This is a genomic window from Aquabacterium lacunae (assembly GCF_004310865.1).
Classification (GTDB): domain Bacteria; phylum Pseudomonadota; class Gammaproteobacteria; order Burkholderiales; family Burkholderiaceae_C; genus Aquabacterium; species Aquabacterium lacunae.
The window spans coordinates 169114-183098 of sequence record NZ_SIXI01000001.1 but is presented as its reverse complement, the minus strand read 5'-3'; the positions used below and the strand labels follow the sequence as shown (position 1 = coordinate 183098).

At 67.1% G+C, this 13985-nt stretch carries 13 protein-coding genes; 4 read left to right on the top strand and 9 right to left on the bottom strand.

All coding sequences use genetic code 11. The annotated features are described in order from the left end of the window. Positions 1 to 36: 36 nt before the first annotated feature. Together EYS42_RS00815 and EYS42_RS00810 are read right to left on the bottom strand one after the other, a co-directional pair. Entirely contained in the window at positions 37 to 1524 is a 1488-nt protein-coding gene (locus tag EYS42_RS00815; protein WP_130965976.1) for an FAD-binding oxidoreductase, read from the bottom strand. Continuing rightward, on the bottom strand, positions 1521 to 1979 hold the full coding sequence (locus EYS42_RS00810) for a DUF2069 domain-containing protein (protein ID WP_207301080.1): 459 nt from the start codon (positions 1977 to 1979) through the stop codon (positions 1521 to 1523). The genes EYS42_RS00815 and EYS42_RS00810 overlap by 4 nt, the downstream gene beginning before the upstream one ends. A 90-nt stretch (positions 1980 to 2069) precedes the next feature. Here EYS42_RS00810 and EYS42_RS00805 point away from each other — a divergent pair, with 90 nt between their 5' ends. The 4 genes from EYS42_RS00805 to EYS42_RS00790 all read left to right on the top strand — a co-directional run bounded on the left by EYS42_RS00805 (position 2070) and on the right by EYS42_RS00790 (position 7450). Then, positions 2070 to 3299: a YihY family inner membrane protein gene (locus EYS42_RS00805; RefSeq protein ID WP_130965975.1), complete on the top strand. Its 1230-nt coding sequence runs from the start codon at positions 2070 to 2072 to the stop codon at positions 3297 to 3299. Between the two features lie 169 nt (positions 3300 to 3468). Continuing rightward, on the top strand, positions 3469 to 3930 hold the full coding sequence (locus tag EYS42_RS00800) for a CBS domain-containing protein (RefSeq protein ID WP_130965974.1): 462 nt from the start codon (positions 3469 to 3471) through the stop codon (positions 3928 to 3930). Positions 3931 to 4059: 129 nt separating this feature from the next. After that, positions 4060 to 5157: a chorismate synthase gene (gene aroC / locus EYS42_RS00795; protein ID WP_130965973.1), complete on the top strand. Its 1098-nt coding sequence runs from the start codon at positions 4060 to 4062 to the stop codon at positions 5155 to 5157. A gap of 253 nt (positions 5158 to 5410) precedes the next feature. Continuing rightward, positions 5411 to 7450 (top strand): methyl-accepting chemotaxis protein, encoded by a 2040-nt coding sequence (locus EYS42_RS00790; RefSeq protein ID WP_245503451.1) that lies wholly within the window; start codon positions 5411 to 5413, stop codon positions 7448 to 7450. A gap of 3 nt (positions 7451 to 7453) precedes the next feature. Here the strand turns inward: EYS42_RS00790 and gloA are convergent, their stop codons facing one another. The 7 genes from gloA to EYS42_RS00755 form a co-directional block, all read right to left on the bottom strand. Next, positions 7454 to 7855 (bottom strand): lactoylglutathione lyase, encoded by a 402-nt coding sequence (gloA, locus tag EYS42_RS00785; protein WP_130965972.1) that lies wholly within the window; start codon positions 7853 to 7855, stop codon positions 7454 to 7456. Positions 7856 to 7912: 57 nt separating this feature from the next. After that, on the bottom strand, positions 7913 to 8626 hold the full coding sequence (locus EYS42_RS00780) for a DUF3299 domain-containing protein (protein WP_245503450.1): 714 nt from the start codon (positions 8624 to 8626) through the stop codon (positions 7913 to 7915). A 22-nt stretch (positions 8627 to 8648) separates the two neighbouring features. Then, a complete protein-coding gene (locus EYS42_RS00775) occupies positions 8649 to 10040 on the bottom strand; it encodes an ABC transporter permease (protein ID WP_165456594.1) in 1392 nt (463 codons plus the stop codon). Then, positions 10037 to 10660 (bottom strand): ATP-binding cassette domain-containing protein, encoded by a 624-nt coding sequence (locus EYS42_RS00770; protein ID WP_245503449.1) that lies wholly within the window; start codon positions 10658 to 10660, stop codon positions 10037 to 10039. Before EYS42_RS00770 ends, EYS42_RS00775 begins: the two co-directional genes overlap by 4 nt. A gap of 186 nt (positions 10661 to 10846) precedes the next feature. Continuing rightward, on the bottom strand, positions 10847 to 11383 hold the full coding sequence (locus EYS42_RS00765) for a fasciclin domain-containing protein (protein WP_130965969.1): 537 nt from the start codon (positions 11381 to 11383) through the stop codon (positions 10847 to 10849). Between the two features lie 140 nt (positions 11384 to 11523). After that, positions 11524 to 13488, bottom strand: a complete 1965-nt coding sequence (locus tag EYS42_RS00760) for a chorismate-binding protein (protein ID WP_130965968.1) — start codon at positions 13486 to 13488, stop codon at positions 11524 to 11526. 5 nt (positions 13489 to 13493) lie between these two features. Continuing rightward, positions 13494 to 13979: a disulfide bond formation protein B gene (locus tag EYS42_RS00755; protein ID WP_130965967.1), complete on the bottom strand. Its 486-nt coding sequence runs from the start codon at positions 13977 to 13979 to the stop codon at positions 13494 to 13496. Positions 13980 to 13985: the final 6 nt, after the last annotated feature.

The following is a 13985-nucleotide window of genomic DNA, read 5'->3' as shown; positions in this document are numbered from 1 at the left end:
TGATGAGGGCCATTCCTCGCCGTTTCGGAGCCTGGTTCAAGGCAGCAGCCGACCTGGGTTGAACACTCCCTGGGGGTCGATCGACTGCCGGATGGCGCGCATCAGGCGCAAGGCCACTGGGGACGTGCGCCGCTGAAGTTCCTGGGCCCGCAGGGCCCCGATGCCATGTTCGGCGGAGATCGTGCCGGCTCGCTCGCAGACGGCATCGAACACCAGGGCATTGACTTCGGGCTCGAAGGCCGCCATGCCTTCTGCATGGCGCTGCCCTTCTGGTGGCTGCACGTTGAAGTGCAGGTTGCCGTCGCCCAGGTGCCCGAAACACACGATGCGCGCGCCCGGCCAGCGCGCCGGAATGACCTGCTGCATGGCTTCGACGAACGCCGGGATGGCCGAGGTGGGCAGGCCGATGTCGTGCTTGACCATCAGTCCTTCGGCTTTTTCTGCCAGGGGGATGTGCTCTCTCACGGCCCACAAGGCCTGGGCTTGCGCTTCGGCATGGGCCACCACGGCCTGCTCGGTGTGCAGGCCTGACAACCCGGCGGCGGGGCCGCACAGCCACTGCGTGAGCTGCTGCTGAGCCATGTCGGCCGATGTGGCGCTCTGGTGCTCGATCAACAGCACCCAGGGGGGCAGGGTGGCACTGCCCGCCCAGGCGCTCAAGGGGGCCGCCACCTGAGGGGCGTGCGCTTGCAGCAGCTGCAGGGGCAACTGGCCCATGACTTCGAAGGCGGTCAGGCCCGCATCGAGATGCTCGCGTGCACTGGTCAGTGCGGCCACCGCTGCGGCCAGGGTGGTGCAGGGGAGCAGGCAGGTGGCTGAGCCGCGGGGCAAGGGGTGAAGGCGCAGGGTGGCGGCTGTGATCACGCCCAAGGTGCCTTCGCTGCCGATGAACAGATCACGCAGGTCGTACCCGGTGTTGTTCTTGCGGAGGGCCGTGAGTTGGTCGAGCACCTCGCCCTGCGCTGTGACCACTTGCAGGCCCAGGCACAGCTCCCGTGCCGTGCCGTAGCGAAGGACCTGCGTGCCGCCCGCGTTGGTGGCCAGGTTGCCGCCGATGGTGCAGCTGCCTTCGGCGGCCAGACTCAGCGGGAACAGCAGGCCTTGTGCACGGGCCGATTCCTGCACTGTTGCCAGCAGGCAGCCCGCCTGCACGGTCATCGACAGGTTGACAGGGTCGACAGCGAACACCTGGTTCATTCGCTGCAGGCTCAGCACCAGTTGCAGGCCGGTCTCGTCGGGCACCGAGCCACCCACCAGCGAGGTGTTCCCGCCCTGTGGCACCACAGGAATCCCGGCCTGGGCACACACCTGGACCACAAAGACCACTTCGTCCACCGAAGCCGGGCGTGCAATGGCCAGCGCTCGACCTCGGTAGCGGCCCCGCCAGTCTTGCTCGTGGGCGGGCCAGCCGTCGAAGGCGGGTGCGGCGCCCGTGGAGGCTTCAGCGCCTGGGCGCTGCCACAGGCCTTGGGGCCCCAGCCGTTGCGCCAGTGCGTCGAGGGCGGGCTGGCGAGACAGGGTCATGCCTGGGCATGCGGCTGCTGACTGGCCGCATCGGCTTCTTTCTTGACCTTCAGGCGCAAGCGCACGTACACCGAGCAGGCCACGAACACGGCCAGGCTGAGGGCTGTTTCGATCCAGGCCAGAGCCTGTGACATGCCACCTTCGGTGGTGCCCCGCACCACGCCCTCGGTGAAGTACAGCAGGATCAGCATCGACAGCCAACGGAAGGTGTACATGCGGTGCTTGAGCAGACCGGCCAGCGCAAAGGTCAGGGGCAACACCTTCCAGGCCAGGGCGCCCGTGCCGCCTTTCAGAGGCGCCAGCACCAGTTCCCACGCCATGCCCAGCACGATCAGACCGATCACGCAGCCCAGGCACAGGTTGCGCAAAGCCCGGATGCGCGCCAGGCGCTCGGGTGGGTGGCTGCCCAGGACGGCGTGGTCGGCAGCCGGGGCATCGATGGGTTGAACGGGCATGTGCGGAGGGCTGTGCGGAGGGGCGGACGCCCGGTGCAGAACACCGCAAGGTGTCTGGGAGTGGGCGCAGAGGCTGGCATGATAGCCGCCATGACCTGGTACCGGAACTGGATGGCTTCTCTTCAGCATTGGCCCTGGATGAACACGTTCAGGACACTGCGCCTGCGCTTTCGCGAAGACCGCCTGGGCGTGATCGCAGGCAGCCTGACCTTCACCACCACCATCGCGCTGGTGCCCCTGCTGACCATGATGCTGGCCCTGTTCAGCGCCTTCCCGGTGTTCAACCGGTTTCGCAAGGCCCTGGAGACGCAGTTTCTGGCCGAAATGGTGCCTGAGCTCATCGCCAAGCAGGTGATGCTGGTGCTGACCCGCTTTGCGGGCAAGGCCAGCCAGCTCAGTGGCGTCAGCCTGATCGTGCTGGGCCTGACGGCCATGTTCCTGATGCTGACCATCGACCGCACCCTCAATGGCATCTGGCGCGTGCGCACGCCACGGCCGATCGCGCAGCGGGTGCTGGTGTACTGGGCTGCCCTGACCCTGGGCCCGTTGATGCTGGGCGCCAGCCTGTGGCTCAGTTCCTACCTGCTGTCAGCCTCGAGAGGGTGGGTCGATGATTTGCCCGGTGGCGTCGGGCTGCTGCTGTCCATGCTAGTGTTTGCCCTGCAGGCCGGCGGTTTTGCCGCCTTGTTCCGCTATGTGCCCAACACGCATGTGAAGTGGGAGCACGCCTGGGCGGGCGCGCTGTTCGTGACCCTGGGGCTGGAGGTGGCCCAGCGTGGCATGGCCCTGTACCTCACCAAGGTACCGGCCTACGCCACCGTCTACGGTGCCTTCGCTGCGTTTCCGATTTTCCTGGTCTGGATCTACCTGAGCTGGCTGATCGTGCTGGCCGGTGCGGTGGTGGCGGCTTATGCGCCGAGCCTGCTGGCGCGGGTGCAGCGTTGGCCCGATGTGCCGGGGCATCGGTTCCAGCTGGCCCTGGCCTTGCTGGCGCGGCTGCGCGAGGCCCGACAAGGGCAGGGGGTGGGGCTGACCTCGCACGCGCTGTCGGATGTGCTGCGCACCGACCCGCTCCAGATCGAGCCCTTGCTGGACGTGTTGCAGTCGCTGGGCTGGGTTGGGCGGCTGGATGAATCCCACCAGCATGAGGGCGGACGGTTCGTGATGTTGTGCGATCCGGCCCAGGTGCCCGTGGCCCCGCTGGTGGCCCGCACCTTGTTGCACCCGGACGCGTGGTCGCGCGGTTTCTGGCGACAGGCTGGCGTCGAGCACCTGACCCTGGCCGAGGTGCTCGACGGTGTGCCGCCAGCCGCCCGGTGAAGCGCTGTAGGGGTAAAACCCCAGCCAAAGACTGGCCTGGGGTGTGTGTTTTCCGTTGTGTGCACCTCAAACAAGGGGGTATATTGACCTGCAGCATGACACCGGGGGTCACGCTCTTGTGCATCCGGTCATTCCCCGTGTCCCATTCCGAACGTCTGGAGAATCTTTCATGAAAGTCAGTGACATCCTCCGCGTCAAGGGCAACACCCTGTTCACCGTGCGCCCTGACGACCTTCTGTCCGAGGCTGCGCGCACGATGGCCGACCACGACATCGGCTCGCTGGTGGTGATGGAGCATGGCGACCTGGTCGGGATGCTCACCTTCCGCGAAGTGATCCAGGGCACTGTGCGCAATGGCGGCGCCTTTGGCGTTCAGGCGGTGCGCTCGGTGATGGACGACCACCCCATGACCTGCACCCCCGACACCGAGATCGACGAGGTGCGCCGCATGATGCTGCAACGCCATGCGCGCTACATGCCGGTGCTGAACCAGAAGACGCTGGCCGGTGTGATCTCGTTCTACGACGTGGCCAAGGCCGTGGTCGATGGTCAGGATTTCGAAAACCGCATGCTCAAGGCCTACATCCGCGACTGGCCGGCCGAAGAAGGCGAGCGCCAGGCGCTGCTCTGATCTCAGGCGCCATGGGCCTTGGTGCCCCTGGCCCTGCACCCTCCTGTCAACCCGGCTTCGGCCGGGTTGGTGCTTTTGGGCGGCGCTTGGGGGACAATACGGGTTTTGACCGTTCGCATTCCTTCTGACATGGCCGGCAGCACCTTCGGACAGCTTTTCACCGTCACCAATTTCGGCGAGTCGCATGGCCCGGCCATCGGCTGCGTGATCGACGGCTGCCCCCCGGGCCTGGCCCTGACCGAGGCCGACATCCAGGGTGACCTGGACCGCCGCCGCCCCGGCACGTCGCGCCACGTCACCCAGCGCAACGAGCCCGATGCGGTCGAGATCTTGTCGGGTGTGTACGAAGGCAAGACCACGGGGGCACCCATCGCCCTGCTGATCCGCAACACCGACCAGCGCAGCAAGGACTACGGCAACATCCTGCAGACCTTCCGCCCGGGCCATGCCGACTACACCTACTGGCACAAGTACGGCATCCGTGACCCGCGCGGCGGTGGCCGTTCGTCGGCCCGCCTCACAGCCCCCATGGTGGCCGCAGGCGCCGTGGCCAAGAAATGGCTGCGCGAGCAGTTCGGCACCGAGGTGCGCGGCTGCATGACCCAGCTGGGCGAGGTCGTGATCCAGCACGAAGGCTGGGACCACGTACACCAGAACCCCTTCTTTGCGGCCAATGTGTCGCAGATCGAAGCGCTGGAAACCTACATGGACGCGCTGCGCAAGGAAGGCAATTCCATCGGCGCACGCCTGTATGTCGAAGCCACCGGCGTGCCGGTGGGCCTGGGCGAGCCGCTGTTCGACAAGCTCGACGCGGACATCGCTTTCGCCATGATGGGCATCAACGCCGTCAAGGGCGTCGAGATCGGTGCAGGCTTTGGCTGCGTCACCCAGAAGGGCAGCGAGCACGGTGATGCGCTCACGCCCGAAGGCTTCACGTCCAATCACGCGGGTGGGGTGCTCGGCGGCATCTCCACCGGGCAGGACATCCGCGTGTCGATGGCCATCAAGCCGACCAGCTCGATCCGACTGCCTCGCCCGTCGATCGACCTGAACGGTGACCCGGCCACGGTGGAAACTTTTGGTCGCCATGACCCCTGCGTGGGCATCCGCGCCACCCCGATCGCCGAGGCCATGCTGGCCCTGGTGCTGATCGACCACGCGCTGCGCCACCGCGCCCAATGCGGTGACGTGCAAGTGACCACCCCAGACATCGCCCGCCGGGGCTGAGCTTCGGGAAGCCTGGATCACGCACCATATTGGTGTGTTGATCAGGCCTTGACCAGCCAGCGTCATGGGCATGATCGGCGGTCAGTCTCATGATGGTGCATCGCCTGCAAGTGGCCGGATCCGTGGCCTTGTTCACGGGTTTGTCGCCGATGTCCCCCTGATCCAATTCGGAATTGAACGGCCCGCAAGGCTGTGTTGATTCTTGCCTGTTCGGCCGGCCCTGTGCCGAGCGGCGCCTGGATGGAGGATCTCGATGTCATCGCTGGAAGCATCGGCCCGCAGTGCTGGGCCGCAGACAGGGCCCCTTGCCACCACCGTGTCCACCCGCCGTGGTCAGGACCGTGGCCTCGGTGGATTTTTTCGCTACCACGGCGTGTGGGCGCCAGGTGTGCGCTTGTTTCGCAAGCTCGGGTTTCCGGCCAAGGCGGCCATCATTTCGCTGGCCTTCCTGTTGCCGCTGTTGGTGCTGGGGGTGTCGTTCTGGCGCGCCCAAACAGACCAGGCCACGTTCGTGGCCCAGGAGCGTGCGGGCACCCGGTACGCCAAGCCGCTGATGGGCCTGATGGTGGCCCTGACCAACGAGCGGCAACAGGCCCGGCGCCAGGCCCGTGGGCAACCCGCCCCGGACCTGCCGGCCTGGCGCCAGAAGTCCGATGGGCTGTGGGCTGAACTGGCCCTGGCTCAAAAGGAAGTGGGCGGCGCCCTGCAGACCCATGCACTGCACGCCGAAGCCACGCGCGCCTGGCAAGCGGCACGAACCCTGAAAACCGACGACGCTCGGCAGATTTTCGAGGCCTACACCCTCACCCTGTCGCACTTGACGCAGTTGCTGGAATGGGTGGCGGACACGTCCAGCCTGACGCTGGACCCAGAGATTGCCAGCTATTACCTGATGGATGCCTCGGTGCTGGCGTCACCTGAGCTGTACGTGGCTGCAGGGCGCTTGCGAGCCTTGTTGTCCACCGCGGCCATGGAAGGCCAGATGGACCGCAAGGGCTGGATGGCGGTGCAGGACGAAGTGCGCTTGCTGCAGCGCCGGATGGCACAGATCGAGGTGTCGGTGCGCAAAGCAGGCGGTGCCGAGCCGGATGTGCTCAAGTCGCTGCCCTTGCGTGAGCTGCAGCAGGCGGTGCAGGCGCAGTTGCAGCCGGCCGTGCAGGCACTGACCGATGAACGCGTGGGTCAGGAGGCCTCTGCCTTCACTGCACAGGGCGATGCCGCCGCAGCGGCGGCCGATGCCTTCATGCAGCGAGGGTTGAGCACCCTGGACGGTTTGCTGGCCGAGCGTCAGCGTGCCACGCAGCAGGCCATGACCGCCGCTGGTGTGCTGACCCTCAGCTGTCTGTTGCTGGCGGGCTACCTGCTCAAATGCTTTTACATGGTCACCAAGGGCGGCCTGGACGAAGTGCGCCTGCACCTGGAGGCCATGACCGAGGGCGACCTGACCACCTCACCGAACCCTTGGGGGCGCGACGAGGCAGCCAGTCTGATGCGCACTTTGGCCGACATGCAGCAGTCGCTGCGCCGATTGGTGCAGCAGGTTCGGGCCTCGGCCGACACCATCGTGAACTCGAGCATGGAGATGGCCGATGCGGCCAAGGACCTGTCGGTGCGCACGGAAAACGCTGCAGCCAACCTGCAGCAGTCGGCGTCGAGCATCGAAGAAATCGGGTCGACCGTGAAGAACACGGCAGGCCATGCGGGCAGCGCGGCCGAACTGGCCCGCCAGAACGCGGGTGTGGCCGTGCATGGTGGCGAGGTGATCGGGCAGGTGGTCAGCACCATGCGCGAGATCCAGGGCGCCTCGGGCAAGATCTCGGACATCATCAATGTGATCGATGGCATTGCGTTCCAGACCAACATCCTGGCGCTCAATGCCGCGGTGGAAGCGGCCCGAGCGGGCGAGCAGGGGCGAGGTTTTGCCGTGGTGGCCAGCGAGGTGCGTGCACTGGCCCAGCGCAGTGCCAGTGCCGCCCGCGAGATCAAGGGGCTCATCACCGACAGCGTGGCGCGCATTGGCAGTGGCACCACGGTGGTGGAGGCGGCCGGCGCCACCATGGGTGACATCGTGCAGCACGCAGAGCGCATCAATCAGTTGTTGTCGGAAATTGCGCAGGCCTCGCACGAACAGAGCGCAGGGGTGGGCCTGGTTGGCCAGGCCATGTCCGACCTGGACCGCGACGCCCAGCAGAACGCCGCCATGGTGGAAGAAAGCGCAGCAGCCTCTCAGGGCTTGCGCCAGCAGGCGCTGGTGCTGGCCGAGGCCGTGTCGAGCTTCAGGCTGCCAGCGTGAAGCTCAGAGCGTGCCGCTCTGGATCAACTCCACCTTGTAGCCGTCGGGGTCCGTGATGAAGGCGATCAGGGTGTTGCCGCCTTTGACCGGGCCGGGTTCACGGGTGATGCCGCCACCCAGCGTGGCGGCCTTGTCGCGCACGGCGTTGCAGGTGGCCACGATGTCGTCAACACCGATGGCGATGTGGCCGTAGGCCGTGCCCAGCTCGTACTGCTCGACGCCGTGGTTGTAGGTCAGCTCCAGCTCGGCGTGCTCGGGGTTGCGCCCGTAGCCCAGGAAGGCCAGCGTGTATTGCTGTTCCGGGCGTTCGGTGGTGCGGATCAGGCTCATGCCCATGACCTGGGTGTAGAAGTCGATGGAACGCTGCAGGTTGCCCACGCGGAGCATGGTGTGGAGGATGCGCATGTGTGGTCGTGTGGTGGAGGGTGCGAATTCAGCGCCACAGTCTGCCAGTCTCGCTGATCAGCGTGCGGGCTGGGGCTTTTCTCGGGTGTAGGCCTCGACCTTGCGTGCGTCGATGCGGTAGGCACTGACCCCCATGTCTGACTTGCTGCGCGCCACCTCCAGGGTGCCGTGCACCCACACGGTGTCCATGGTGCGAAAGCCTTTGACGGGCTGGGCCAGTCGCACGTGCACGATCTGGTTGGCCGGTGGCGGGGGGGAGTGGATGCATGCGCCGTAGTAAGGCACCAGCAGAAATTCCTTGAGGCCTTTGGCGCTTTCTTCCAGCGGCACGATGTAGCCCGGCAGGCGACCGCTCACGCCATTCATGGCGTCGTTCACCGGGGCGGCATCCCACAGTTCGCGCATGGCGTCCATCAGGGCCTGAACCTTGGGGTCATCGTCGCTGAGCAGATCGAAGTTCTGGCCTTTGAAGCGCTCGCGCATCAGCTTGCCTGGGTCCCAGTCCTTCGGGGTGAGATCGGTCCACAGCAGGTGCCGAGGTGCGGTGGCACTGGCACGCGGGGCCGGGCTTGCCGACGTCGCCTGGGCCCATGACGTGGCGGGCAGCACGCCCACCATGCAGGCCGTGAACGCAAACGCCAGGGTGCGGCGGATTGCGTGGCGGATTGTGCGGCGGACTTTGTGGCGGACTGTGCGGTGCAGCCATGGGGTCGGCGCCCAGGGCATGAAGGGCGAGGGCCTTGACGTGGAGCGAGGCGGGGTGCTGCGCATGGTGTGAGATGTTGGGGGGGCGTCAGGCGCCCGGGTTGAGCCCATCTTGCACGGACCAGCGGTAGGCCTGCCATGCGGGCAGCAGGCTGACGGCCCAGCCAGCGGCCCACACCAGCGCCAGCCATTGCCATTGTGCAGGTTCGATCAGGGCCTGCACGGTCAGACCGTGCTGGCGCTGCAGCCAGGGGCTCAGTGCCCACAAGGCCAGCCAGCCCAGGGCTGTGCCCAGGGCCACGCCCAGGGCCGTGATGAAGCCGCCTTCCAGGGCCATCAGGCCCGCGATCTGTCGGGGTGAGGCGCCCACTGCACGCAGCACCGCCAGCTCGCGTCGACGCGCTTGCAGCCCAGCCAGGATGGTGGCGCTCAGCCCGATCAGGCTCACGCCAGCCACCAGCACGCACACCACCTGCAGGGCGCGTTCGGCCAGGTCGATCACCCCCCAGAGTTCGTCCAGTGCCACCCCCGGCAGCACGGCCATCCAGCGTCCGTCACCTTGTTGCTGGAAGCGCTGCTGCACGGCAAAGACACGGGTGCGCTGGTGCAGCCCCACCAGGGCGGCGGTCACGGCTTGTCCTGGTGCTGCCTGGGTGTGGGAGGAGGGCCGAGCGTCGCGACCATGGTCGTGGTCGTGGTCGTGGTTATGGTCATGGTCATGGTCATGGTCATGGTCATGAGCGCGTTCTGGCTCTGCGGTGGGCTGCTCCGGTGCCCGCATCAGGGCTTGCAGTTGCTGGCGCATGTCCGCGGCACTTTGGCCATCGACCGGGCCCAGGCTGCCATGCGCATGCAGGGACGCCATGGCTTGCAAGGACACATGCAGGGCGCGGTCCACCGGGGTGCCGGTGGGGGCCAGCACGCCCACCACGGTCATGGGGTGATCGCTGTGGTCGTGTTCAGCCATGGCGCCGTCACCGTGGGCCAGGATCACGGCGTCACCCACCTGCAGATTCAGCCTCCGAGCCACCTCGGCGCCGAGCACCACCTCGCTGTCACCCGCGAACGCCTGGCCGCTTTGCCAATGCAAGGCTTGTTGTTCCCCATGCCGGAAGTGCGTGAAAAAGCTGTCGTCGGTCGCCACCACCGGAAAGCCCCGGAAGCTGTCACCCAATGCAATCGGGATCACCCAGGCCACGTCGGGGTTGGCGCGCAGTTGCTCCACGGCGGCCCAAGGCAGGTTGGCCCTGGGTTGGCCGATGTGGAACACGGCATACAGCAGCAGTTCGACCGAACCGGTGCGGGGCCCTGCGATGAGGTCGGTGCCGGAGATCGCCTGGGCAAAGCTTTGGCGCACATCGGCGCGCAGGCGCTCCAGGCCCAGCAGCAGGGCGGCCGACAGGGCCACCGACATCACGGTGAGCCACAGCACCTGCCTGCGGTGCCAGGCGCTTTGCCAGATCAGGGGCCACCAGCTCATGCGAGGCCTCCCTGCAGGTCTTGCCATGTGAGCTGTCGCTGGAAATGCGCAGCCAGCCGCAGGTCGTGGCTGACAAAGAGCATGGCCGATCCCGCCTCACGGGCCTGGCTGAGCCAGGTGTGCATGAAGAGGTCGCGGGTGGTTTCGTCCAGGGCTGAGGTCGGTTCGTCGGCCAGCACAAGGGCGGGGCCACCGATCAGGGCGCGGGCAGCGGCCACGCGCTGTTGCTGCCCGATGGACAGTTGGGCCGCTGGCCGCGTGTGCAAGGCGGCTGGCAAATCCATGCCGCGCAGGAGCGCCCGGGCTTGGGCGGCGGCAGAGCCGGCGGTTGCCTGCGCCTGCTGGAACCTGGGCGCCGACAATCGACAGGGCAACAAGACGTTTTCGAGGGCGCTGAGGTAAGGCAGCAGGTTGAACTGCTGAAACACAAGGCCCAGGTGCTGACCGCGCCAGGCGTCAAGCCCTTGAGGGCGTGGTTGGCCTTGCCAGAGCACTTGGCCCTGTTGCACAGGCAGCACGCCGGCCAACAGAGCCAGCAGGGTGCTTTTGCCACAGCCACTGGGGCCGTGCAGGAACACGGTCTCGCCCGGGGCCAGCGCCAACGTGGGCACATTCAACATGGGTTGATGCTGACCTGGCCACTGGTGGCTCAGACCGGTCACAGAGAGCGTGGGCACCGAAGAGGTCATGCAGACAGGAAACTGATGCAGGCCCGGGCATTGTGCCGCGATCGGTGACCGATGGCGGCGCCCGAGACTGTTTCAGAAAGTGATGATGGGCCGGTGCCAGGGCCCATCAGTTTGGGATCACTTGAATTGGGGCAGCAGCACGCTGTCGATCAGCCACACGGTGCCATTGCTGGTCTGCACACCCTTGCAGGCGGCCACCGACTGGTTCACCGAGGCGCCGTCGGCGTCATAGCCTGCGTAGAGGGTCTGACCTTGCAGGGTCTTGAACTGCACGGGGGTGATGGGCTTGCGCGGGTCGGCATGGCCCTTGGTGACGTGATAGGTCAGCACCGAGGTCAGCAGCCCGGTGTCACTGCCGATCAGGCTGAGCAGGGGCGCCGGCACCTTGGCGAAGGCGGCATTGGTGGGTGCGAACACCGTGAAGGGGCCTGGGCCCGACAGGGCGCCGACCAGGTTGGCTGCCACCACCAGGTTGGTCAGGGTGCTGAGTTCGGGCGTGGCGATGGCGGCATCGACCAGGGTGCCCTGGAACTGCACCAGCTCGGTCGAGCGGCACTGCACGTAGTTTTTGAGGTTGACCTGGGCCTGGGCCGAGCCCACTGCACCCAGGAACGAGAGGCTGGCCACGGCCAGTGCGGTGAAGGTCTTGCGCATGGTCTTTCTCCTATGAATGCACTTGTATGTTCAGAAAAATACTGAACGGTATTTATTGTGCCCAAGGAGTCTTTTGGCGGGAATACTTCACGTCCCCCTGTCCAGGGAGGACAGGGTCGATCGGGTTGGACGCGCGCTGATCAGGCGCTTGACGCTGCGCTGATCAGCCGAACCGGCACCCAGCCGCGCACGCTGTTGAGCAGGGCCAGCCCTTCGGCGTGGGCCAGATCGGCCACCTGCAGAACCTGCTCGTGCAGCCGGCCTTCCGCCAGCAGTTGTTCACGCATCACCCCGGGCAGCAGGCCACAGTGCACAGGCGGTGTGAGCCAGCGGCCGCCGAGTTGCAGGGCGACGTTGCCGATGGTGAATTCGGTGAGCTCGCCCGCCGCGTTGAACAGCAGGGTGTCAAAGGCGTCCGAGGGCGGCTTGAAGGCCTCGTAGTGAGGGCGCCAGGTGGTCTTGTGCCAGACGAAATCATCGGCTGGCGGCATCGGCTGGGTGGCCAGGGCAACCGGACGAAAGGCCGAGTCGGCGGGGGGGAGCGGCAAGGGGGCGGCTTCGGCCAGCACCTGGCCCGAGGCGTCGACCCGCAGGCGAACCTTGAACACGCCGGTGGGGTGCTGCTGGCACAGGTGCCGCAGCGCTTCGTTCACTTCGTCCAGCCGCAAGGGGTGGCCGAAATGTGCCGCTGCGCGTGCCAGGCGGGCCAGGTGCAGGGGCAGGCGTGCCAGTTGCCCGTTTTCCAGGCGGAGCGATTCGAGCAGCTCGAAAGGCGCAACGGCACGCGCCAGGAAGCGTTGCTTGTGCTGCCACTCCTGCCATTCGGCCTGGGGGGTGGCGTCAAGCGTGATGCCGCTGCCCACGCCGCAGTGGGCGGTCCAGGGCGCATCGGGTGGGGGCGTGTGCACGGCCACGGTGCGAATGGGCACGTTGAAGGTGACATGCCCGCCCGGGCGCATCAGACCCACGGCACCGCAGTACACATGCCGCGGTGCGCGCTCCATGCGTGCAATGTGGTGCATGGCCTGGCGTTTGGGGGCTCCGGTCACCGAGCCGCAGGGGAACAGCGCCCCCATCACCTCGCTCAGGCGCCGCCCGTCGCGGGTGTGCGCCTGCACGGTCGAGGTCATCTGCCACACGGTGGGCAGGGCCTGCACATCGAACAGCGAGGGCACCTTCACGCTGCCCACCTTGGCCACCTTGGCCACGTCGTTGCGCAGCAGGTCCACGATCATGAGGTTTTCGGCGCGTTCTTTGTCGCTGGCCGTCAGGTGGTGTGCCTGGGCCTGATCGGCCAGGGGGTCGGGCAGGCGGGGTGCGGTGCCTTTCATGGGCCGGGTGGTGAGCACGCCGCCTTGGGCAGGGCCTGTCCAGTCAAAAAACAGTTCAGGTGACACGCTCAACACGGCGCCAGGGCCTCGGGTGGCCGCCCGGGCGTCCAGGAAAGCGGTGTAGCCCAGCGGCTGGCTGCGCCGCAAGGCCTCGAAGCAGGCCTGCAGGCCCTCGGTGGTGGGCGGCTCTGTGCGGGGAGGCTCGGTGGGGTGCTCTGTGCCTGCCCCCGGGGGCGTGGCCCCATGGGACATCGGCGCCTGCAGGCGCATGGTCAGGTTGATCTGGTAGACCTCGCCTTGCCGGATCAGCTCGCGCACCTGCTCCACCTGCTGCTGGGCGCGTTCGGCCGAGGTGTCGGCTTGCCAGGGGCCCAGGTGCCAGCGGTGGCCGGAGGGCGCCGAGGCCATGCACGCCTGCCCCCCTTCAGACCCACTGGCCGACAGCACCTCCACCTGATCGCTTTCGTACAGGGCCCACACGGCATAGGGTGCGCCGGGTGGCAGGGCCTTGACCGGCAGGCTGGGGTCGAAGGCCGGGGCCGCCTCGTAGGCCACCCAGCCCACGGCCCAACGGCCGGGGTGAGCGGCGTGGGCCGGGCCCTCGTCGAGCGTCCAGGCGTGCACGTCGTCGAGCAGGCGCTGCACCTGGCTCGGGTCATGGGCCACCAGCCAGCGGCTGGGTTGGTGGGCGCGCAGGCGCAATCGGCTTTGCGCGTTCGCCAGATCGGCCGGGAAGTCGATCAGGGCCGTGGGAGCCGGCCGGTGTGCGGGCATGGATGTCAGCGACGCGGAGCGCGGGTGAGCAGCCCCATCAGGGCCAGCAACCCGATCACGGCCAGCAGGGCCATGCTCCAGAATTCGTAAGGCACCCCCAGGAGGTTGACCGCGGCATCGGCGCACGAGGCGCGCACCTCGAACACCTCGGGAAAGCGGGTGTCGGCGCCGAAGAAGCTGATCACCTTGTCGGCGAAGGTGAGGGCACACGACTGGGTCTTGGCGGCCACGAAGTGCTGCCACCAGGCTGCGGCCACCCCACCACCGGCCAGGGCCAGCACCGGCAGCGACAGCACCCGGCGCAGCAGGCCGGACGGCTGCAGTGCGCTGAGCAGCGCCACGGCGCCAATGGCCAGGAACACGATGCGCTGCAAGATGCACCAGGGGCAAGGCTGCATGCCCAGGTGGTGCTGGCTGTACAGCGCAAAGCCCACAGCGGCGAAGCTGCCCAGCCCGATCAGGGCCTGGCTGGTGCGGGTGGGAAACGCCATGGTGGG

Bases quoted from the DNA above. Each gene is read 5' to 3' on its own strand.
- EYS42_RS00800 (WP_130965974.1), top strand. From the start codon at position 3,469: ATGAAAGTCAGTGACATCCTCCGCGTCAAGGGCAACACCCTGTTCACC.
- EYS42_RS00805 (WP_130965975.1), top strand. From the start codon at position 2,070: ATGACCTGGTACCGGAACTGGATGGCTTCTCTTCAGCATTGGCCCTGG.
- EYS42_RS00765 (WP_130965969.1), bottom strand. From the start codon at position 11,383: ATGCGCAAGACCTTCACCGCACTGGCCGTGGCCAGCCTCTCGTTCCTG.
- EYS42_RS00760 (WP_130965968.1), bottom strand. From the start codon at position 13,488: ATGCCCGCACACCGGCCGGCTCCCACGGCCCTGATCGACTTCCCGGCC.
- gloA (WP_130965972.1), bottom strand. From the start codon at position 7,855: ATGCGCATCCTCCACACCATGCTCCGCGTGGGCAACCTGCAGCGTTCC.
- aroC (WP_130965973.1), top strand. From the start codon at position 4,060: ATGGCCGGCAGCACCTTCGGACAGCTTTTCACCGTCACCAATTTCGGC.
- EYS42_RS00755 (WP_130965967.1), bottom strand. From the start codon at position 13,979: ATGGCGTTTCCCACCCGCACCAGCCAGGCCCTGATCGGGCTGGGCAGC.
- EYS42_RS00790 (WP_245503451.1), top strand. From the start codon at position 5,411: ATGTCATCGCTGGAAGCATCGGCCCGCAGTGCTGGGCCGCAGACAGGG.
- EYS42_RS00815 (WP_130965976.1), bottom strand. From the start codon at position 1,524: ATGACCCTGTCTCGCCAGCCCGCCCTCGACGCACTGGCGCAACGGCTG.
- EYS42_RS00810 (WP_207301080.1), bottom strand. From the start codon at position 1,979: ATGCCCGTTCAACCCATCGATGCCCCGGCTGCCGACCACGCCGTCCTG.
- EYS42_RS00775 (WP_165456594.1), bottom strand. From the start codon at position 10,040: ATGAGCTGGTGGCCCCTGATCTGGCAAAGCGCCTGGCACCGCAGGCAG.
- EYS42_RS00780 (WP_245503450.1), bottom strand. From the start codon at position 8,626: ATGCGCAGCACCCCGCCTCGCTCCACGTCAAGGCCCTCGCCCTTCATG.
- EYS42_RS00770 (WP_245503449.1), bottom strand. From the start codon at position 10,660: ATGTTGAATGTGCCCACGTTGGCGCTGGCCCCGGGCGAGACCGTGTTC.